The 20,689-nt window shown below is 64.3% G+C and carries 15 protein-coding genes and 1 pseudogene; 6 read left to right on the top strand and 10 right to left on the bottom strand.

What is annotated here, in order from left to right:
• Nucleotides 1–118 precede the first annotated feature (118 nt).
• The gene (locus V5E97_RS39340; RefSeq protein ID WP_406697008.1) at nucleotides 119–2,317 is read right to left on the bottom strand and encodes a protein kinase domain-containing protein; all 2,199 of its coding nucleotides are present in this window, start codon (nucleotides 2,315–2,317) and stop codon (nucleotides 119–121) included.
• 622 nt (nucleotides 2,318–2,939) lie between these two features.
• Between V5E97_RS39340 and V5E97_RS39335 the strand changes: the two genes are divergently transcribed.
• Nucleotides 2,940–4,064, top strand: coding sequence for a heavy metal-binding domain-containing protein (locus V5E97_RS39335; RefSeq protein ID WP_406697007.1), 1,125 nt, complete (start codon nucleotides 2,940–2,942; stop codon nucleotides 4,062–4,064).
• A 213-nt stretch (nucleotides 4,065–4,277) separates the two neighbouring features.
• On the opposite strand, the gene V5E97_RS39330 is transcribed toward V5E97_RS39335, so the two are convergent.
• A complete protein-coding gene (locus V5E97_RS39330) occupies nucleotides 4,278–5,762 on the bottom strand; it encodes a S8 family serine peptidase (RefSeq protein WP_406697006.1) in 1,485 nt (494 codons plus the stop codon).
• Between the two features lie 349 nt (nucleotides 5,763–6,111).
• Here V5E97_RS39330 and V5E97_RS39325 point away from each other — a divergent pair, with 349 nt between their 5' ends.
• On the top strand, nucleotides 6,112–7,023 hold the full coding sequence (locus V5E97_RS39325) for a prolyl oligopeptidase family serine peptidase (RefSeq protein ID WP_406697005.1): 912 nt from the start codon (nucleotides 6,112–6,114) through the stop codon (nucleotides 7,021–7,023).
• 453 nt (nucleotides 7,024–7,476) lie between these two features.
• Here V5E97_RS39325 and V5E97_RS39320 read toward each other — a convergent pair whose 3' ends face one another.
• Nucleotides 7,477–8,973: a neutral/alkaline non-lysosomal ceramidase N-terminal domain-containing protein gene (locus V5E97_RS39320; RefSeq protein WP_406697004.1), complete on the bottom strand. Its 1,497-nt coding sequence runs from the start codon at nucleotides 8,971–8,973 to the stop codon at nucleotides 7,477–7,479.
• 924 nt (nucleotides 8,974–9,897) lie between these two features.
• Here V5E97_RS39320 and V5E97_RS39315 point away from each other — a divergent pair.
• From V5E97_RS39315 to V5E97_RS39300, 4 genes and pseudogenes are all read left to right on the top strand, one after another.
• On the top strand, nucleotides 9,898–10,767 hold the full coding sequence (locus V5E97_RS39315; protein ID WP_406697003.1) for an alpha/beta hydrolase: 870 nt from the start codon (nucleotides 9,898–9,900) through the stop codon (nucleotides 10,765–10,767).
• Between the two features lie 77 nt (nucleotides 10,768–10,844).
• A complete protein-coding gene (locus V5E97_RS39310) occupies nucleotides 10,845–11,273 on the top strand; it encodes a hypothetical protein (RefSeq protein ID WP_406697002.1) in 429 nt (142 codons plus the stop codon).
• Nucleotides 11,242–11,361, top strand: a pseudogene (locus V5E97_RS39305) (hypothetical protein); the annotation flags it as partial. The gene V5E97_RS39310 and the pseudogene V5E97_RS39305, both read left to right, overlap by 32 nt.
• A gap of 78 nt (nucleotides 11,362–11,439) precedes the next feature.
• Nucleotides 11,440–12,399, top strand: coding sequence for a tetratricopeptide repeat protein (locus V5E97_RS39300; RefSeq protein ID WP_406697001.1), 960 nt, complete (start codon nucleotides 11,440–11,442; stop codon nucleotides 12,397–12,399).
• Between the two features lie 854 nt (nucleotides 12,400–13,253).
• On the opposite strand, the gene V5E97_RS39295 is transcribed toward V5E97_RS39300, so the two are convergent.
• The 7 genes from V5E97_RS39295 to V5E97_RS39265 form a co-directional block, all read right to left on the bottom strand.
• Nucleotides 13,254–13,712 carry a hypothetical protein gene (locus V5E97_RS39295; protein ID WP_406697000.1) on the bottom strand — a complete coding sequence of 153 codons (459 nt, stop codon included), beginning with the start codon at nucleotides 13,710–13,712 and terminating at the stop codon, nucleotides 13,254–13,256.
• Nucleotides 13,713–13,763: 51 nt separating this feature from the next.
• Nucleotides 13,764–14,099, bottom strand: a complete 336-nt coding sequence (locus tag V5E97_RS39290; RefSeq protein WP_406696999.1) for a transposase domain-containing protein — start codon at nucleotides 14,097–14,099, stop codon at nucleotides 13,764–13,766.
• A gap of 89 nt (nucleotides 14,100–14,188) precedes the next feature.
• Entirely contained in the window at nucleotides 14,189–15,046 is an 858-nt protein-coding gene (locus V5E97_RS39285; protein WP_406696998.1) for a uroporphyrinogen-III synthase, read from the bottom strand.
• Nucleotides 15,043–16,152 carry an LLM class flavin-dependent oxidoreductase gene (locus tag V5E97_RS39280; protein ID WP_406696997.1) on the bottom strand — a complete coding sequence of 370 codons (1,110 nt, stop codon included), beginning with the start codon at nucleotides 16,150–16,152 and terminating at the stop codon, nucleotides 15,043–15,045. The genes V5E97_RS39285 and V5E97_RS39280 overlap by 4 nt, the downstream gene beginning before the upstream one ends.
• Nucleotides 16,149–17,216: an alkene reductase gene (locus V5E97_RS39275; protein ID WP_406696996.1), complete on the bottom strand. Its 1,068-nt coding sequence runs from the start codon at nucleotides 17,214–17,216 to the stop codon at nucleotides 16,149–16,151. Before V5E97_RS39275 ends, V5E97_RS39280 begins: the two co-directional genes overlap by 4 nt.
• A 262-nt stretch (nucleotides 17,217–17,478) precedes the next feature.
• Nucleotides 17,479–19,290, bottom strand: a complete 1,812-nt coding sequence (locus tag V5E97_RS39270; RefSeq protein WP_406696995.1) for a SufS family cysteine desulfurase — start codon at nucleotides 19,288–19,290, stop codon at nucleotides 17,479–17,481.
• Nucleotides 19,287–20,300 (bottom strand): carbon-nitrogen hydrolase family protein, encoded by a 1,014-nt coding sequence (locus V5E97_RS39265; protein WP_406696994.1) that lies wholly within the window; start codon nucleotides 20,298–20,300, stop codon nucleotides 19,287–19,289. The genes V5E97_RS39270 and V5E97_RS39265 overlap by 4 nt, the downstream gene beginning before the upstream one ends.
• Between the last annotated feature and the right edge of the window lie 389 nt (nucleotides 20,301–20,689).

Here is a 20,689-nt window from a genome sequence, read left to right as displayed (position 1 = left end):
TGCTTCCTCGGCCCGGCTGTCTCAGGTCAGGCGGTCGGGTCGGAGTGAAAATCGGCTGGCATGGGACGAGTCTGACAAGCCGACGGGACTGAATCGTCAACGAAGGCAGAGAAAGTCGTCACGATTCGAGGAGCGGGACGAAGGGGAGCCGAGTGCTTTGCGCCATGCCGGGGAACGGCGAGAACGGCCGAGTGGAACGTTGGGCCCCGCGATACACTTCCGTGGCGGAGGGAACCGGAGAAGGCAGGGCTCGACGTGGGTTGATCTCTCGTTCATTGGCGGAGGGATTGGCTCTCTTCTGGGCGGCTTGTCCCGTCAGGTAGCGGTTCAGCATCGATTGATATTGATCGACCACGGTACCCGGAAGATTCCGGCCACGAGCCATGGCCTGCTTTTGATACTGGATGGCCCGGTCGAACTCGCGACACTCCGCGTGCGCGGCGGCCAGGTTTTTGAGCTGCACCGGGTCGTTCCAGTGGGTCAGTTCGCACGCCCGCCTGGCGTATCGAATGGCCAGGAAACCGTTTCTGACCCCCTGGTCGGGGGCCGTCGCGAGGAGCCAGGCAAGGTTGCCGAGAGCGCCTGCAAGCGTCTCGTCGATCTGCACGGCCGCGGAGAAGTCATCGAACGCGGAACGGAACTCCTGCCGACTGAAGCGGGCGACGCCTCGGGTGTTAAACGCATGAGCATCGCTGGCGTCCAGTTCGATCGCCTTGGTGGAGTCGGCGATGGCGCCCTCGGCATCACCCAGATTGGCGAGGGCCGCTCCGCGCAGGCGGTAGGCGACGGAATTGTTGGGATCAAGCAGGATTGCCTGGTTGCAGTCGGCCACGGCGTCGCGGTGGGCCTCCCACTTCGAGTAAGCCTCGGCTCGGCGCGTGTACGCGGCCGTGAGGTTCGGCCTGAGGCGGATGGCGTCGCCGAGTCGGGTGAGCGCCGCGGGAATCGCATTCTGTTTGAGGTCGGCGATCCCGGCCTGTACCAGCGCCTGGTATTGGGGATCGTCGGGTGGGGGATTCTCGACCCGTCGCTTGGCAGGGAGAGGCCGATCGTCAGCCCGCCCCTGCCCCTGCTCCATGGCATCGAGGGGCGATGGCTCGGAGAGCGTCGAGGCAACCGCTTCTGGCGAGCCGGTTGGGGCGTCAGACGAGAACCAGGTGATCGCCGCCCCGGCCAAGCTGCCGAGAAGGATCGTCACGACGAAGGCGAACGAGGAACGGGCCACTGTTGATAACGCGGATTTCTGAGGTCCGAGCGGCGTGGAGGGGGCTTCTGCGAGAGCGGCGACTGCTGCCGCCTTGTCGTTGGGAGTGGGAAGTGAGCAATAGCGAGCCAATGCCTCGGCGCAGTCGGCGGGGGTCGCGTAACGCTGGGCGGTGTGTTCGGCCAGCATCGTTCGAACGATCAGGGCGAGCTCCGCCGGAAGTGGAGGGGCCGAATCTTCACCTTGGTGGTCCGCCTCGTCGTCGACTCGAACGGGGCGGCTGGCCAGCATCAACATGAGCACGCGACCGAGGCCAAGGATGGCCGATTGGGCGTCTTCACGAACAGCTTCGGATTCGAGGGTTGGCGAAAGCTCGGCCTGTCCCGCAGAGTCCGGTTCGAGCAAGCTGCCGAAATTGAATTCCCCCAGGCCGAGCGAGCTCGGTCCGAGTCGGCCACGGCACGCGCTCAACAGTTTAACCGACGCTCCTCGATCCGTGACGATCAGGTCGGATAAGGCGACATCGCAGGGGACCAGCCTCCGCTCATAGGCGTGCTGAAGCGCGAGTGCCACCTGCTGGGCATAGCGACTCGCCTGCAAGGGCTCCAGGGGGCCGTGGAGCTCCAGAAACCGGGGGAGGTCGATTCCCTCCACGAGCTCCATGACCAGGTAAGCGTTACCGTCCGCCGTTCCGTCATCAAGCACGGTGACAAGATTGGGGTGACGCAGTCGTGTTGCGGCCTCAGCCTCGCGGTGGAACCGGTGCGTGTCCGTTGCGCCGGCCCCGGGAAGGCGATGAGAAGGAAACGACTTGAGGGCCACGACTTGGTTCGTTGTGTCGTGTCGCGCTCGGAAGACCCGCCCGCGCGTTCCCGCTCCCAGAGGCTCGAGAAGTCGATAGGGTCCGACCGCCAGTTGCGATCCGCGCCCCGCCAGGCATTCGTCGGCCTGAAAGGAGGTGAGTACCCCTCGACGGACGAGGTCGGCCGCAAGTGCGGGAGCCGAGTCGGGCAAGTCGCGACCGCCGGCAGCCAGTTCCTTGAGCCGATCGGGCTCGACCAACCGTCCCTGCCAGAGGGAATCGATCAAAGCATCAACCGAGTCCGAACTCATGGGGCGGAACACCTCGGGATCCACTACGCGATGGCTTCGAAATTGCGCCACCGAGCTCGGGCCGCCTGGATCAGGAGGATTGGTGGAGACAAGACACCTGCGACACCATTCCTGAGGAGGTGCACCAACGGGATGGGCTGGAGCCTCTCCCTCTCTTGCTCCTCAAGAAACGATAGGTCACCGATGCGGAGAGAATCGAGGGAATTGCATTCGGGTAGGTCACTGGCTCATCCATCCAGTCGTGGGGAACTCAAGTGAAAATCGATCTCAGTTCAGATTTCCCGGAAAATTAGAGCGAGTCAGAGTCAACATGTGACGAGAAAAGATGGTCGGCCGATCACCGAGTCCGCTGGCTGGTGGTGACGGACCGAGCTTGGGGGATCGGAGGACATCAAGGCCAGTTCTTGGTGAGTTCGTGAAGGATCTCGAGGTGATTGCCACGTCCCTTGCGATGGTTTTGAACTCATTTTGTGTCAATGCGTTAGGCGGGGTCGGTTTCGACCCTCTTTTCTGAAGAATGAGCCGAATTTAGCGAAGCACTTGGAAACGGATGTGCCGTGGGTGGTCATCCCGTTCGGGTTTTCGAGACGAGACGCTGAATATTTGGGGGTTGGCCATGCTCATGAGTGGTTTGTCAGGCAATGAGATTTTCTGCCTGACGCGCAAAGGCTGGAGTCCGGGCAACATCGTCGTAGGGAACAGCGTCTACTCGCTTGGCTTCGTCCGTGGGATCACGAGCAGCCTCAAAACGCTGGCTGGTGGTGAGGTTGCCAGCGTCACTCAGCTCATTGCCGACGGCCGGCATGCGGCGATCGGCCGGCTCGAGAACGAAGCGATCGAGCATGGAGCCCACGGCTTGACCGGAGTGGCCTCGGAACTCAAGCCCGTCGGCAACATGATCGAGTTCCTGGCCGTCGGATCGGCGATCCACGGCGACAACTATTCGGGGCCCTTCTTTTCGACGGCCTGTTCGGGGCAAGACCTCTACTGCCAGCTCGACTCGGGCTACGAACCGAGACACTTCGTCATCGGGAACGTGGCGTATGCCTTGGGTGTGGGTCGGGGGATCACCGGCAGCCTCAAGATGATCGCGCGTCGCGGCGAGATCAAAGAATTTTCGGACATGTATAACCACACCCGGCACCTCGCGCTCGAGCGACTCGAGAACGAAGCCGCCGAGCGTGGTTGCAACGCCGTGGTCGACATCATCACCCGGATCCTCCCGTTCGGCGTCGGTGTGCGGGAGATGTTGCTCGTGGGCACCGGCTCGTACAACCCCGTCCTGGGCCAGCCGAAGCGCCCGGTGACGTCGGAGTTGACCGGCGAAGAGCTCTGGAATCTGACCCAGATGGGTTACTCGCCGCTCCGCTTGGTCCTGGGGACCTCGGTTTACTCGCTGGGCCTTCTCGGCGGAATCTCGGCATTCTTTCAGTCGTTCGGCCGCGGCGAGATCAGCGAGGTCACCCAGTTGATCTACGACGCCCGCGAAAATTGTCTCGAGCATATCCGCCTCGAGGCCGAGGAGCTCAAAGCCGACGGAGTCATCGGGATCAAGGTTTTCATCTACGAGCTTGGCGGCGGCCTGGTCGAGGTCATGGCCATCGGAACCGCCATCCGCAAGCACTCCGGAGTCCGGACCCAGACCGATCAACTTCTTCCGCAGGCGATCATTCGCGACCGCGACACCTTCTTCGACCTTGCGCCCCAAATGCAAGGAATGCGCACTCGCGAGCTCGAACGAAAGTGATGAAAATAGAAGAACAAGAAAATTCAAGGGAATGGCGGATCCCACCCTGTAGATAATCAAAAACCGCGGAATTGGCGGAGTCGTTCATTCTCCACTTGTGAGGAAAGCTTCCCGGGACCGTGGACGTCCCGCTCGCTCGTTTGGGAGGGGGTGTGGATCACCGTCCACCCCCGTGGCAGGTTTACTCCATACGCTTCGCTGGCTCAAACCGATTCATCTCGATCGAAGCTTCTCTGCATACCAGTCGAGGATTGGTTTTGCCAGCGTCTCGATATCCTCAGGGATCAATGCGTGTTCGAGGTGGGGAGCATCGGGATGGTGAACCTTGAGCATTTTGACCAGGCACCATCGAGACGTCCAGTTGGGGTCAGTTGCCAGGGGAATCCAATCGTCCAACCGGTCCTCGCCGGCGCCACTCAGAAGGAGCAGCGCGAGATTGCCTCGCACGCCCATGTCCAGTTCGGTCTGCATGACCTCCCAGAGCCGCGTCCGTTCTTTTTTCGATTCAGGTCCACGCAGGGCGGAACAGGCCGCCTTTCTGACCATGGGTGAGTCGTCCGTCAGGAATCGCCAGAAAACCTGGCGGAGCTCTTTGCCTTCACTTCCATTCCCGATCGGGCGAAATCGCGCGGGGTTCTCGGCCAATGCCGAGATGGCGAGCGCCCGTTCGACCGCGTCCTTCGAATCCAAGGAGACGTTGGGATCGGTCACGGTCACGACCGGCGGAACCAAGGGCCAGGGCGGGGAGACGGCCTGGTCGTTCAGGGCCTGAATGGCTCGGGCCGCATTCACACGGACTCCGGCTCGTTTGCTGCCTGGGAGGCGATCACCGTAGCGGATCAGGGCGTGTTTCATGGTGGGTGCGTCGGCCTTCGGAAACCGAGCGAAGAGCAAGGCGCAGAGACCCGCGACCTGGGCGCTTCCCGAACTGGTCCCGCCGAAGTCGCCGAGTTCCCCGTGGGAGTCCACATGGTTGGGCACGTGATATTTCGGGGCCAGGAGGTCGGGGCGGAGGTGGCCGTCTGCATTGCGGCCCCAGGGCTCGTCAAGGTTCTCCCGGTGAAACTTGGGATCGGCACGCCCCGAGTCGTGGTAGGCGCCGACTGCCAGGTAGTCCGCTGGTGGTAGAAGGTTAATCGTCGTGGTATTGCCGTTGGCCGCGACGACAAGGATGCCGGCCTCGCTCGCTCGTTTCAAGGCGCGAGGGACCGGGTATTCGCGGGTGTTTTTGATAAGCCCATCCCACCGGGGGTCGGTAGGCGAGGCGATCTGCCAGCCTGCGTTGAGGATGACGCGGATGTTCCAATGCGCTCGGTTCTCCACGACCCACTCGAGGGCCCGATTCATTCGCCACTCGTCTCTGCCGTCGTAGGGAACCACGAAATAGGTCGCTCCCGGCGCCAGCCCAATATAGCTCGCGTCGCGCACCTGGAACGGGGCCGCAGCCATTTGGAGAAGCGACGGGACGCCGTGGCTGTCGTCCACTCGATCCAATTCGCGAATCTTCTCGCGACTCAGCGGTTCTACCAACGTGACGTTACCGCATGTGTCGACTGTCACGTGTTTAAGGCGATTGCCCAGGTGCCTCAGCGCAGGGTGAAGCTCCGCATCGTCGAGGATCACGACGCCTACGCCCCGTCCGGATTCCAGGGTCGGGGGTTCCGCCAGCCCCAGTCGCTTCCACACCGGGTCTGGCATTCGAGGGGGCTCCTGCCCCGCTGCGCACTCCGTTCGGATAAGATGCGTAAGTGTGCAGTAAAGAATGAGTCCGGTTGCCAATTTCTTCGGTGCCATGGTTCTCGCCTACGCGTGTTCGAGAACGGAATGAGAGGCAATGACAACAGTAAGATGGTCGTGTTCGTAGGTCAAGTCGGAGACCGCTTGTCGTTCTCACTGCGGTGTGGTTCGCGGGTTGGGGGTACGCGGGACGCGCCGATTGCACTCCCGATCGGATGGAGCGAAGATGTCGGGGGCCGACCGGGGGGCTGGAACGTTTGGAACCCGTTTGGTAGAGAGCGGCTCGTATTATTTCTTATAAAGGACTGCAATGTTTCACGACCGAGGAACGCTGAAAAAGACGGCTCTCTTGAGTCTCGTTGTGTTGGCGGGCTCGAACGCCTTTGCTCAGGGGCCCCGAGTGCCCAAGGCGGATCCCGAGGGGGTCCGGATCGAACGCGACGTTGCGTATCTTGAAGCGGGTCGGGCCGAGAAGGCCGACCTATACCTTCCCAGCCGTGTGACGCCGGGGGAACGGCGGCCCGCCGTGGTCATTATTCATGGCGGAGGCTGGTCGGGTGGAGACAAGGGGGCCGCGCGTGAAATCAATATCGGGACCAACCTTGTTCGCAACGGTTACGTGGGCATGAGTATCAACTACGTGCTCAGCACCAAAGAGAAGCCAACGTGGCCCCAGAACCTGCACGACTGCAAGACCGCCGTGCGCTGGCTGCGCAAAAATGCCGAACGGTTGCAGATCGACGCCGACCATATTGGCGTGATCGGAGGCTCGGCGGGGGGGCACCTCGCGGCGATGGTTGGCGTGACAGGGCCGGAGGACGGCCTGGATCCTGCCGGGCCTTATGGCGAGTTCTCCTCCCGGGTTCAGTGCGCCGTCGACCTCTACGGGCCGGCCGAGTTGATGGAGTATAACGATCTTTCGATGCTTGGGAAGTCGCGTGAAGAGGCGCCTGATCTCTACCGCAAGGCTTCGCCGACCGCGTATGCCGACAAGAACGACCCGCCCGTCTTGATCCTGCACGGCACGGCGGATAAGACCGTCGCATTGAAACAGTCGGAACTATTCGCCGCCGCATTGCAGAAGGGGGGAACCGTGCATGAGCTGGTTGTGGTCCCCGACGCCCCTCACACGTTCCACCTTCAGCCGAAACAACGCGACTTACGCCCGCTGGTGATCGGGTTCTTCGACAAGTCGCTCAAGCCGTCCGCGGCCGGCGAGTGATGACGCTCTAGAAAGTTTTCAATCGATCACGCATGCGGTCGCCTTACTAGGGGATGACCGATGCGTGAGTAGAGACGCATAAGTGTTTGCGGAAAATGTTCGCCGAACACGTTGCCAAGTGAGGATTGGCTCACGATTGATTCGCGGTGAGGGCCGAAACTTTCCCTCAGGGTGGGCACGGCCCACCATCCTGATTTCCTTGCCCAGAAGGAGGTTGACGGAAATTGAGGAGATTGGGATTTATGTCGATGACTCATGATTGAACCGACTCAAGGGGGCGTTCCTTCTGGCCCTTGAGCCGGAAAATCCGGACGCCGAAGCTTGTTTCGGCCACGCCATCGCGATCGCCCGCCGTCATCAGGCGAAGTCCCTGGAGCTTCGTGCCACGACAAGCCTCGCACGGCCCTGGCACCGCCAGGGCCGCCGTTTGCCGACCCTCTGGAGCAGGAATTCTCAGGGAGCGGGCTTGCGTTCTGTGTCGCTCGGCGTGTCCATTGCCGCAGCGCGCAGCAGGCCGAGCGCGGTTTCGACTAGCATCTCGCCTGCGCCCGGTTGCAGGCTGGAGTTCGTGACTTCGTAGCTACCGCCCGCGTAGGCGGCGCGGTTCGGGACGTAGATGGTCTCGACGGCGTTCGAGAGTTCAATGACCAATGTTGTGCTAAAGGGCGAGCCTTGCTTGATGGCCATTCCCAGTTCGACGAAGATCTCGCCGGGGAGGCAGACGATCGCGACGTCGCGGCCGAGCGTCATGACCGTTACATCCACCGGCAGCGTCTCGCCGATGCCGGCCAGGGAGCGGCTGAGGCCCCAGGTGATGTGCTCCGTCGCAACCGCGTGCGGCTCGCGGTGCCGAAAATGGTCGAGCATCAGCTTCTTATAGGACGTGACGTGCTCGAAGAAGTCGACTTCCTCTCGGCGATTGGCCGCCGCGAGGATCTTGAGCGACTGGGCGACCTCCTCCTTCGTCGCGTCTTGCAGCGGCAGCCGGACGACTTGCGATTTTACGACCAGGTCCGCCCGTTCGAGTCGCTTCAATTGGGGCAGTTGCTTGTGAATCGATTCGCCAATCGAGTTGCCGATAAAGTCGGCCTTGTTGCGATCCTTGCTGCGCGGGTTGACGTGATTGATGTCGCCGCAACAACCGGTGGCGAAGATCGAGATCACCTCCGAACCGCATGCCTTGCGCAGCGACTGTTCGATGAAGAACGGATAGTCCGCGCTCCACTTCGTCCCGCCGACGGTATCGAGGTGTAGCGCGAAGTTGCTGAGGATGCCGAGCGATTTGCCGGCCTCGTCGCGAACCGTCAACAGAGCGATCCCCGGATCGATCGGTCCCGCTGCGCGGACGACGTTGGGATTGTCGTGACTCTGCCACGTTTTCACGCTGCCGTCGCGCATCACCGAGCGGCGATTGAACGACACGGGTGTCGACTGCGTCGCCGAGCCGAACTCCAACTCGGCGGGCTTGGCGGCGGCATGCGCTTTGACGATCGCCTCGACCGGACCATTGATGAGCTTGTCGATGTATTCAGCTCGCAGCGGGGCTTGCTTCTCGCCGCCGAGCTTCAAGTACAGTTCCTTCATATAATCGGGCGCGGTGTGCGAGTGCGTTGCCGAAACCACGATGTGCGAGATCGGGATGCCGGTCTTCTCGGACGCTCGTTTGCGAATCGCATGCGACAGGTCTGTCGCGATCCCGATCAAATCGCACACGACGAGCGCGGATTCAGCGTGCGCATCTCGAAATACGATCGCCTTTGCCTTGAGCGGATCGATTGCGCCGTCGGCCAAGCGCTCGTGATAGTATCCCGCCATGGGAAACCCGACCGGCGGCGTGATGTCGGCCTCGGCCACGCCGACTCGTAGGGAGTCGGCCGCGGATGCCGTCATCATGGTTCCGACGAAATCAACCAGGAGGAGTCCCGCGACGAGAACAACGAAAGGGTTCATCCGGCTTTTCATAAGGCTTTTTCCTGAGATGACTACAGATTCCGAGGTGGCGTTATGGGGCCGTCGGTCGACGAGGTTTTGTTCCACATAGCTCGTTGGGAACGCGGACATCGTACGGCGAATGATGACAGGTCGCTACCATCTCGACTCCGATCGCAGTGAATCGATGTGCTCGTCGTGTTCATGCTCCCGGCCGTCCAGGCGGCCCGCGAAGCGGTCCCGACGTATCCAGTGCACCAACAATCTCAAACAGCTCGGCATCGGTCTGCTGTACTGGCCATGGTTCGTTCAGTCGCGGACGACCATACCGCCAGTGAGCCTGACAATCGCCACTTGCATAGGGAGTGTCTGATCTCCGAGCACGGGCGAGGATGGTGTTGGAGGCCGTGGTAACAACCGTCCCTGGGCCGGCTGTATCAGTCTTTCATATCAAGGTGAACTTGAGACCCGATCAAGCGTGGACCGCGAGTCGTGTTGGCGCCGTCACGTCGGCAGCCATGGGTGGTCACGATCCGTAAGCGAACGTAAGGACGCCTGATTGGTGGGGTTTGCGGGCGGCGGATCACGGTCGATTGGATAGGACCCGACGGTGGGAGGCGGCCCGGGCCGCAAACTGTTACTGTATTGCAACGTTCACTAAAGAAAGCGGGAATTTCGGTTGGCAATCGATTGAGACCACGTTTGCAATCCGCATGCAAGCAAATCTATCCGCCAATCCGAGGCGGACGGGACGGGTCGCGAGATCGGCACCCCGGTGCTTCCGGCTGGAAAGTGGGTGTCAGCGGGTGACCGATCTGCCACTATGTTCGTCGCAATCGTGATCGATGCGAGTCGTGCCGACAACCGCAAGGTGCCGGCGGCCTGCGCGGGGCCCGGCCGACGGTCGGATGACCGGCCCTTTCTCGTGACAACCGGGGAGCGAAGATGACGAGGCAATTCCTGCTGGGGCTCACGCTGATTCCGTGTCTGGCCGGTGCTGGACCGGCGGAGACGCCCGCGGGCGAGCCGTTCGTTTACAAGACAGCTGAGGGACGAAAGTTGAGGCTCTGGGTCGTTAAGCCGGAGGGATGGAAGGCGTCCGACCATCGGCCGGGGGCGGTCTTCTTCCATGGCGGTGGCTGGACTGGGGGCAGGCCCGGTCAGTTCGACACCCAGGCCCGCTACCTCGCCACGCGCGGGATGGTCTGCGCTCTGGTCGAGTATCGGCTACTGAGCAAGGAGAATTCCGAGAAGGAGGCCACGCCGCCTGTGGCATGCTGCCAGGACGCCAAATCGGCGATGCGGTGGGTCCGGTCCCATGCCGGCGAACTCGGCATCGACCCCGCGCGCATCGCGGCCGGCGGCGGATCGGCCGGCGGCCACCTGGCGGCCTTCACCGGTATGGTCGAGGGGCAGGACGACCCGGCCGACGACGCCTCGGTGTCGGCCCGGCCGGACGCACTGATCCTGTTCAACCCGGTCATCGACAACGGCCCCGGCGGCTGGGGGATAGGCCGGGTCAGGGACCGCTACAAGGAATTCTCGCCCGCCCACAATGTCAGCAAGGACGACCCGCCCACCATCGTCTTCCTCGGCTCGAAGGATCGTTTGATCCCGGTCAAGACCCTCGAAGACTTCCAGACCAACATGCGAAAGGAGGGCGTGCGCTGCGAAGCGTTCGTCTACGCCGACCAGTCGCACGGCTTCTTTAACAAAGACCCCTGGACGACGAAGACCCTGATCGAGGCCGACCGATTCCTCGAGTCGCTCGGCTGGCTCAGCGGACCGCCGACCCTCAAAGATTTGAAGAAATGAACCAAGTGCGAATCCATCGCGCCCGCAACGTGCCTTCGGCACCGTGATCGGAGGGTCGGCAAGCGACATCCCACGGGGTGGCCTACTTCCTCGCATGCTGGGCGGATAATATTGGGAGGGCGTCATTCCCCGCGCGGACCGGCGTGCGCGGGGATTCGAGCGACGTCGCTCGGGCGTCCCCCACCTTGCCGGACCGTGAACTTCGGGGCGGGTCGCCGGCGATGAACGACGTGACGCGCATCCTAGGGGGACGTACGATGGGGGTGGAGTTCCCGAGCGTCGAGGCCGTCTTCACCGAGGCGCTGGAGATCGCCGCGCCGGCCGAGCGGTCGGCGTACCTCGACCGGGCCTGCGGCGGCGACCCCTCGCTGCGCCGGCAGGTCGAGTTGCTGCTCGATGCCCATGACCGAGCGGGGGGGGGCCTCGAATCCCCGGCCGCGACGCCGATCGTCATACTCGGCCTGACGTCGCGGACTGAAGGCCCTGGGGCGGCCGTCGGGCCGTGAGGTCGCCCGTGCCCGCGAACTGGTCCGCGAGGCCGTCGCGATCGAGCCCGAGGAGGCGGGGTTCTGGAAGGGGCTGGCCCTGGCCGAATATCGCGCCGGCGACCTCGAGGCCGCCCTGAAGGCGGAGACCAGGTCGCTCGCCCTGCGGGACGGGGGACAGCGGGGCGTGGGCTATGTGTACGACTGGGTGCTGATGGCCCTGATCCACCTCGGAAGCGGCGACCGCGAGCTGGCGAGGCTGTGGGCGGCATGGGCGTTCTCTGGCAGGGCACCGGTCCGGTGGCCGACTGCGGAGGACGATCTCAACCGGCTCGTTCTCCAGAACGAGGCGAGGCTCCTCGCCTTGCTCCCCGCCGACGCGGAGGGGCTCGTCAAGCTGCACGAGCGTGGGGTCGAGGTGCGCCGCGCCGAGCGGGGGGCGGCGAGCGACGTGGCCCTCCTCGCGCTCGGCGAACTGGCCGAGCATCTCGCCGCGCTGGGCCGGCACGACGAGGCCATCGCCCGCTTCGAGGAGGCACGGCGGCTTGATCCCGATCGGTGGCGGCACCCGAGGTCGACCGGCCCGTGGTTCCCGCTTGGGATGCTGAGGCTCCGTGGGGGCGACGTCGACGGCTACCACGCCCTCTGCGCCGAGGCGCTGCGTCGGTTCGGGGGGACGACCAGCCGGTCCGACGCCGGGCATCTCGCAATCTTCTGCACCGGGTCGCCCGCGGTGGAGGTCGATCCCGGGCGCCCGCTCAAGCTCGCCCGGCATGCCGTGGCGAGCGACCCCGACGAGCCCGCCTTCCTGCCGGCCCTCGGGGCCGCCGAGTACCGCGCCGGCCGGCACGAGGCGGCTGTCGCGACGCTCACACGAGCGCTCGGGCTCCTCCCGCAGGACGCTCACTGGGGTCGGGCCCACGCCGGCCTGTTCCTCGCCATGGCCCGGCGGCGCCTCGGGCAGGTCGAGGAGGCCCGCCGTGCCCTCGCCGAGGCAGATCACGCCCTCGCGGTGGCACCCGCCGAGCCCGATCCGGCGTCCCCTCTCTTCGCGTGGGATTGGTGTGAGCGTGCCCTCGGCCAAGTCCTGCGCCGCGAGGCCGGCGAGGTCCTCGGGGTCGCGCCGCCCCCCGGGGCCGACGACTGATCGTCGTTCGTCCGGTCCTTGGGCGCCCTTGATCGGCGTCCGCGCCCGTCCTGCTCTCGCGGTCAACGTCACCGGGCAGGCCGCCCCCGATTCTTCGAGGGCCCGGCGAGCCGATTGGGGCTTGTTTCTCGCATTGTATTTCGAGCGATGCCCTCGCGGTCGGCACGGAGGAGCGTTGGCCAGGTCCGGAACGGCCGACCCGGGCACACCGCTTTTCGGTCGGATCCCGAGACGATTCCGCCCAGCCTTTCGCATCATCGCATTGACTTGCGGAAGGCCGGACCACCGGGGGGTTGAACTGACATTGTCGCCGCGTCCCCCGGCTGCCCGAGGCACCAGGAATGGCAACGCGGGGGGAGGTTAAGATAGTGGGCCGTGCCGACTCTACGGGGATTGTTTAACCATTGCTGACGCCGGGGCCGATCACGACGCAGTCGAGGAAAACGGGCTCAGCGAAGCCTGACTATTTTCGGGATTATTCACGCGGAGAACACGGAGGAAGGAGAATTGATGAAACTTGACGTGATGGTATTGGAGATTATGGATGCATTGATCAAAAGTCGACAACCTCCCCTCCTCTCTCTCCGCGTCTCCGCGTCTCCGCGTCTCCGCGTCTCCGCGTCTCCGCGTCTCCGCGTCTCCGCGTCTCCGCGTGAACCAGGGTTAAGCCGGAGGTGGCGCATGAGCTTTCTCGGGATGACTCACGCGGAGACGCGGAGAACACGGAGGAAGAAGAATTGATGAAACTTGATGAGATTGAATTGGTAATTATTGATATACTGATTAACAGTCAACAGCCTCCCCCCCCTCTCGCTCCGCGTCTCCGCGCGAACAAGGGTTAAGCCCAATACCGTTTAACGAGACATAACCACAGTCTCTGAAAAGGTTTTCCTTAAGGGCGGAATCCGCCGATGCTCGGGACGTTTCTTCTTCCATTTCGACATCTTTCGCTTGATCATGCGCGGATTGATCCGATTCCGCCGCGGCTCCGTCCGCTCCCCTTGCATCTCCCAGAGCAAGCCTTCATGGGCGGTCATCTCCCGCCAGAGCTCGTAGCTGAAGAATCCCCGGTCCCAAAACAGGAGCATCTCCGGCGTCAGATGGCGGAACAAGCCGCCGATCATCGACTGGTCGCCATGGGCCGAGGATCGCACCACCAGGCCGAGTTCGACGTGAGTCCCCAACTCGACCAGGCTGAGTTTGCGGACCTGGGGGAAGGCCCCCTCGCCGCGCGGCCCGGCCGAGGGGCGGGCGAAGACGCTGGCATTGGCCTCCGAATCGGGGACTTCGAAGATCGTGCCGTCGACTCCCATCAACCGCCAGTCGTGGTAGAACGCCCCCGGCGTATCGGGCCGGGCCAGGGGTCAAACGACTTGATGGAACAGGTACCACACCGGCGCCACGCCCAACCGCTGGCGAGCAACGCAGAGGCTCGAGCGATGGGGCGACCCTTCGCCCTTGCGCGGCCGCCGGGAGTGCTTGAAGACCTGGCGGATCGGCAAATCGGTCAAGAGTCCCATGGCCAGCACCACCCACAGAACGATCTCGTGCGACAACCGACAGCAGCGTGAATTGCCCCGACCCGTGGCCGCGAGCGCTTGTCGAGTCTCCGCGGGCGAGATAATCTGTTCGAGTCCCGCCAAGCGAGCCAAGATCCGGCCCGCGTCATCGGCCGGCAGCGTGCAATGTCCTTGTGGCATGCGAGTCGTAGCCTCTTTGTTGCTTCGGTTCTCAGCAAACCCAAAGTAACAGGAGGCTGTGACTTGCGCCCATTTCAACGGTATTGGGCTTAGCCCGATGCGGGGCGCGGCTTGCCCACGCCTCGCCAGCCTGCGGCGACGGTGGCCACGAGCGGGCCCATCTTCGGGTGCTCCGGTTCGAGGTCGATACTGAGGCCGAGTTCACGGAGGGTCTCGGTGGTGGTAGGACCGATGGAACCGACCACGGTCTGGTCCCTCAGCGCAGCGCGGAGCTCGGTCTCTCGACCCATCGTGGTGGCGACCTCGAGCATGTGGACGGCTTGCTGGGCCGAGGTGAACAGGACTGCGCCGATCTGGCCGGTCGCGATCTCCTCAATGGCCTGGCGAAGCGGTTCGATGTTCTCAGGGAGCGCCCAGCGATAGACCGGGACACGCGTGACGGTCGCGCCTCGGTGTTCGAGCCCCTCGATCAGTTCGGGGTTCGCCTTACCGTACTCTTGCACGGCGACCCGCAAGCCGGTGACTGGTAGATTCGCGTCGAGGGCGAGGAGCAACTCGCGCCAAGTATTCGGCTCGGGGGCTTGGAGATCAATCCGCACCTTCAGCTCGCGGAGTGGGACGAGTGGCTTGGGACCGCGGATGACGACCTTCGCTTTGGTCAAGGCCCCCGTCCAGGTTTCGCGGGGGATCCGAGTCTCGATCGCCTGGGTGAGGAAGCGGGTGCCGACGCCGGTCAGAAAGACGACCATGTCGAAGTCGCCGGCGATGAGGCGGTCGGCGAAGGCGAGGACCGAGGGATTGTCGCCGATCGGCACCTCGCGAAGGGCGGGTGCCGCGACCGGCACGCCCCCTTGTCGGGTGATCAACTCGGCCATCGGACCAGCCTGGCGGCTCTCGAAAGTGACGACACGGAGGCCGTCGAAGGCGGAGGTAGCGGCGGAGCTCATCGCGGAAGTGATCCTCGGATCGATTCGGGATTTGATGCTGGGGTATGAATCGGGGCCTCACGTTGACCCGAGGGGGCGGGCTCGGGTCGTGGCTCGGAACAAGCCGTTTTGCGGGCCTCCGCGGCGATCTGGAACGAACGCAACCGCGCCTCGTGATCGAAGATCTGGCCGGTGAGCATTAACTCATCGGCCTCGGTCGCCTCGATCAGCGTCTCGAGCGTCTGCCGCACCGACGCGGGGGAGCCGACGGCGGAGACGCGGGTCATCCGCTCGACGTGCGGCCGCTCGGCGGGATTCCAGCGGCCATCCATACTCTCGACCGGCGGCGGTAATGGGCCAGGGTGGCCGCGGATCAGGTTGAGGAACGCCTGCTGGAGCGAGGTGAATAGACGAAAGGCGGCTTCGTCCGTCTCGGCCGCGAACAGGTTCACGCCGATCATCACGCGCGGCTTGTTGAGCCACTCGGACGGTTTGAAGTGGGTGCGGTAGAGGTTGAGGGCCTCGAACAGGTAGTCGGGCGCGAAGTGCGAGGCGAAGGCGAAGGGGAGGCCGAGTTCGGCGGCCAGTCGAGCGCTGAAGTCGCTCGAGCCGAGCAGCCAGATGGGGACGTTGAGCCCCTCTCCGGGGATCGCCCGAACCGCTTGACCGGGGACCGCGGCGCGGAAGTAAGACAGCAACTCCATCAGGTCCTGCGGGAACGTGTCGCCGCTACTCCCCAGCTTTCGCCGCAACGCCTGGGCGGTCCGCTGGTCGCCGCCGGGGGCACGGCCCAGGCCCAGGTCGATCCGGCCTGGGTAGAGCGATTCGAGGGTGCCGAACTGTTCGGCGATGATGAGCGGGGCGTGGTTCGGCAGCATGATGCCGCCGGCACCGACGCGAATTCGCGACGTGCCGCCGGCGATGTGGCCGATCACGACCGAGGTCGCCGCGCTGGCAATGCCCGGAATGTTGTGGTGCTCGGCCACCCAGTAACGCTTGTATTCCCAATCCTCCGCGTGGCGGGCCAGGTCCAGCGAGTTCCGGAAGGCGTCAGTGGCCGTTCCCCCTTGCACGATCGGTGCGAGGTCAAGGACGGAGAGGGGCGTGGAGGCAAGACGCTGACTCATACCAAGACCTCGGCGAGTGCTGGGTAGTCGGTATACCCCTTCGGGCCGGGGGTATAAAACGTCGATGGCTCTGGCTCGTTGAGAGGCAGGCCCAACTTGAACCGGCGCGGGAGGTCGGGGTTGGCGAGAAACTGCACTCCAAAGGCGACGGCGTCGGCCTCACCGCTTTCGATCAGGTGTTCGGCCGTCTCTTTCGTGAATCGCTCGTTCGCGATATAGACACCGCCGAACGCCTTTTTCAGGCGGGGGCCGAGGCGGTCCGGCCCGAGGGCCTCGCGGACACAGAGAAACGCGACCTGACGCTGGCCGAGTTCGCGCGCGACGTGACCGAAGGTGGCCGCCCGGTCCGAATCGCCCATGGAGTGCGAATCGCATCGCGGCGAGAGGTGCACGCCCACACGTTGGCGTCCCCAGACGCCGATGGCGGCATCCGTCGCCTCCAGCAAGAACCGGGCTCGGTTGCTGATCGAGCCGCCGTAGGCGTCCGTCCGGTGATTGGTGCTGTCTTGCAGGAACTGATCCGGCAAATAGCCGTTGGCGCCATGGATCTCGACCCCATCGAACCCAGCGGCCTGGGCGTTGGCCGCCCCTTTGCGATAGGCGTCGATGATCCCGGCGATCTCGTTCGTCTCCAAGGCGCGGGGGGTCTCGTACGGGCACTTGGGTTGGAGTCGAGTCAACGTGCCCTCGGGTCGGATCGCGCTCGGGGCGACCGGAAGCTCGCCATTCAGATAAGCGGGATGCGAGATCCGCCCGACGTGCCACAGTTGCAGGAAGATGTGGCCGCCACGGGTGTGAACGGCCTTGGTGACCTTTTTCCAGCCCTCGACTTGCTCCTGGGACCAGATGCCGGGGGTATCGGGATAGCCAACCCCCATGGGCGTGATCGCGGTCGCCTCGGACAAAATGAGCCCCGCCGAAGCGCGCTGGGCGTAGTACTCGACCATGAGCTCGTTGGGTACGCGCCCGTCGCCGTCGGCGCGGGAGCGAGTCAGCGGCGCCATGAAGATCCGGTTCGGAAGCTGCAAGTCGCCGACGGTGATGGGATCGAAGAGTCCAGGCATCGAAAAACCCTCATCGCAAGGGTGCGTCGTTCGAGGTCGTTCCGATGAGAGGATACGTAGCGAATGACGTACCGGGAGACTCGGAGCGACCCGATCAGCCGACCTCAAGGCGTTCCCGATTGCTTCGATTCTTCGATCACGATCGAACCGAGGACATCCTAGGGAGCCGTCATCCCCAAGGCAACTCCGGCCTTTTAAGAGGTTCCTTGTACCCTGATCCCGCAGGCCGGCTCGCGCTCCGGCCTTGCTCGAGGTTACGAACTTACGGATGGATCGAAGTTTTGTCCTTGGCTCCGTCGGCATCAAGCGTCGACGCAATCGATCGAAGTCGCTTGATCGTCTCGGCCAGTCCGTTGCGTCGTCCTGTCGTCAGGTTCGATTCCAGGCCACCTCGCGCCAGAAACGAAGCCAGATCGAACGCGAGGATCTCCCCTGCCCTGTGCCCGGAGAAAAGTTCTTGGAGTACCGCGAGCAGCCCCCGAACGACTTCGCTATTGCTGTCGACCAGGAACTCGAGCACGTCCCGCGTGCCCGGCCTGGCTCGGGCGGCCACGTAAACGGTGCTCTGACATCCGCGGACCCGGTTGGCTTCGATTCGGAGCGACTCGGGTAAGGGGGCAGTCCTGCGTCCCAGCTCAATCAGGAACTCGTAGCGCTCTCCCCAGCCGTCGAGGCCGTCGAGTTCGTCCTGCATGGCCTCCGCGGCCTGCTCAATGGTCCTTGCGGCGGGACCGGGATAGTTGGCCTCGGGCTCGTCGTCTTCGTCGGTCGGCTCCAACGATTGGACCGGGTCGTGCTTCACGCCGACGACGGTCCGCAAGGCGGACGCGAACTGCTCCACCTCCTCGGTTGTGTTGTACAAGGCGAAGGAGGCGCGGACGGTCCCCGCGACACCAAGCCGCCCCATCAGCGGCTGGCAACAGTGATTCCCCGCGCGGACGGCGATGCCCTCCGCGTCGAGCCGAGTTCCCACGTCGAGGGCCGACATTGGTGGGTGCTCGACCACGAACGAGATGACTCCGGCCCGTTGCGCGGGCTCGCCCACGATCCGCACGCCGGGAATCTCATTGAGGCGTCGGACGGCCAGTTCCAGGAGCTGGGCCTCGTGGTCGGAGATCCGGTCCCGGCCCACACTCTCGAGGAACTCGAGGGCCGCCGCCAGCCCGACCGCTCCGGCCACGTTCGGTGTGCCGGCCTCGAACCGATAGGGCGGGTCACCGAAGGTGGTCCGGTCGAAGCCGACGGTGTGGACCATGTCGCCGCCGAACTGCCAGGGGGGCATCGACTCCAGCAGGCCGAGCCGTCCGTAGAGCACACCGACGCCCATCGGCCCGTAGACCTTGTGTCCGGAGAAGGCATAGAAGTCGCAGCCCAGTTCCTGAACGTCGACCCCGGCGTGGGGCAGACCCTGGGCGCCGTCGATGAACACGGGGATGCCCCTCCGGTGGGCCGCCTCGACGACGGCCTTGACCGGATTGACCGTCCCGAGGGCATTGGAAACATGGGCCAGGGCCACGAGCTTGGTCCGGGGCGTGAGCATCGCGTCGAGCGCGTCGAGTTGGAGCTCTCCACGTTCGGTGATCGGCAGGGCCCGCAGCCGCGCGCCTTTCTCCAGGCAGAGCTGTTGCCACGGGACGAAGTTGGCGTGGTGCTCCAACTCGGTGATCAGCACCTCGTCGCCGGCTCCGACGTTCTGGCGGCCGAACGTCTGGGCCAGGAGGTTGGTTGCCTCGGTGGTTCCCCGGACGAAGATGATCTCCTCGGCCCGGCGGGCGTTGAGGAACCGCCGGGTCGTCTCCCGGGCTTGCTCGTAGGCCGCGGTGGCGCGGTCGCTCAGGGCGTGGGCACCCCGGTGGACGTTCGCGTTGTCGAGCTCGTAGTACTGGACCAGGGCGTCGATCACCGGGCGCGGTTTTTGTGTGCTCGCGGCGTTATCGAGGTAGACCAGCGGCTTGCCGTGGACCTCCTGGCCGAGCGCAGGGAAGAGGCTGCGGACGCGGGCGAGGTTCGTCGGTCCCCGCGATTCGGTCCGATTCGCGTTGCGTGGATTCGGTCGGGTGGGGGCAAGACTCATCGTGGGTTCCCTCCGTTCTCGGCCAAGAGGGCGCGGGGGCTTGGCTCCGGCGCGGGCTCTGGCCATTCTGCGGGCGGCCATCCCGTCCCGACGACAACCGGGGGTGTCGGGGACGTGTTGACGACCAGGCGAAAGATGTCGGGCCGGGCATAATGGCCGACCACGTCGAGATCAAACTTGCCCCGCGCGATCTCGTCCAGGTCGAGGTCGGCTGTGAGGATCCCGGGCGCATCGTAGAGCGGACCGGCCAGAACCTGGCCAAGCGGGTCGATGATGCAACTGCCCCCCCGCGACATGACCGTCCCCGGGTCCTCTCCTTGGTCCGCCGGATAGTCGTCCGGGTAGTCGGAGCGGAGGGCGAACTGGTTGCACGAGAGGACGAAGCAGCGGCCCTCCAGGGCGATGTGTCGCGCCGTGGCTTGCCAGGTCTCCCGGTTGTCGGCGGTCGGAGCGCAATAGAGCTGGACCCCTTGGGCGTACATGTGCATCCGCAACAGGGGCATGTAGTTCTCCCAGCAGATCGCCGCTCCGAGGCGGCCGATCGGAGTGTTCAGTACCGGCATCGTCGAGCCGTCGCCAAAGCCCCAGACGAGTCGCTCGGCGGCCGTGGGCATGAGCTTGCGATGTTTGCCCAGCAATCGTCCGTCCGGGGCGAAGAAGAGGACCGAGCAATAGAGGGTCCCCCCTGCTCGCTCCACGACGCCGATCACCATATGGGCCTGGGCTTTCCGTGCGGCATCGCCCAGGGCGGCCGTGGCCGGGCCCGGGACGTCGATGGCGCTTTCCCAGTAGCGGCGAAATTGCTCGCGGCCTTCGGGAGTTCGCGAGCCGATGCGTGTGCCGAGGTCCAGCCCGCGTGGGTAGCCGGAGACGAACGCCTCGGGGAAAACGATGAGCTGAGCGCCGAGACCGGCCGCCTCGGTCGTGAGTGCGCTGACCCGCGCCAGTGAGCGGTCGCGGTCGAAGGCGGCGGGGGCCGCCTGGACGACGGCGGCTCGAACGATTGCCATTGGGGTCTTTCTGATCGAGGTCAGACGTCAATTCGTCCCAGCCAACAGCCAGATCGCATGGCCCGGCTTCGACGAGCGGCACCGCGTGCCGGGTGACCGGAACGGATCGGACCGCCGAGGGGAACGGTCACTTTCCGGTTTTGCCCCTTCGGGGATCGTTCTCGTTGAGAGCATCCCACCCGAGTCCTTTATCTTCCTCAAACCGGGACTCGCGGCGGAAGGCGAAAACCGGTCGCTTCGCTGACTCGGGCGTGACTCATTCCGGTGGCCTTGTTGTTGTTCGGATGGATTGAGCGGAATGTAGGGATTCTTGGTGTCGCGGTTTTCGTTGTGAGTCCTCTGAGCCCGCAGATGTCCTCATGCTCCAAGTGTCGCCCGGTTGGCCCGTG

The sequence above is a fragment of the Singulisphaera photorubra genome (assembly GCF_045290345.1).
Lineage (GTDB): Bacteria > Planctomycetota > Planctomycetia > Isosphaerales > Isosphaeraceae > Singulisphaera.
The sequence above is the reverse complement of the archived record's forward strand: the minus strand, read 5'-3'. Positions and strand labels throughout refer to the sequence as shown.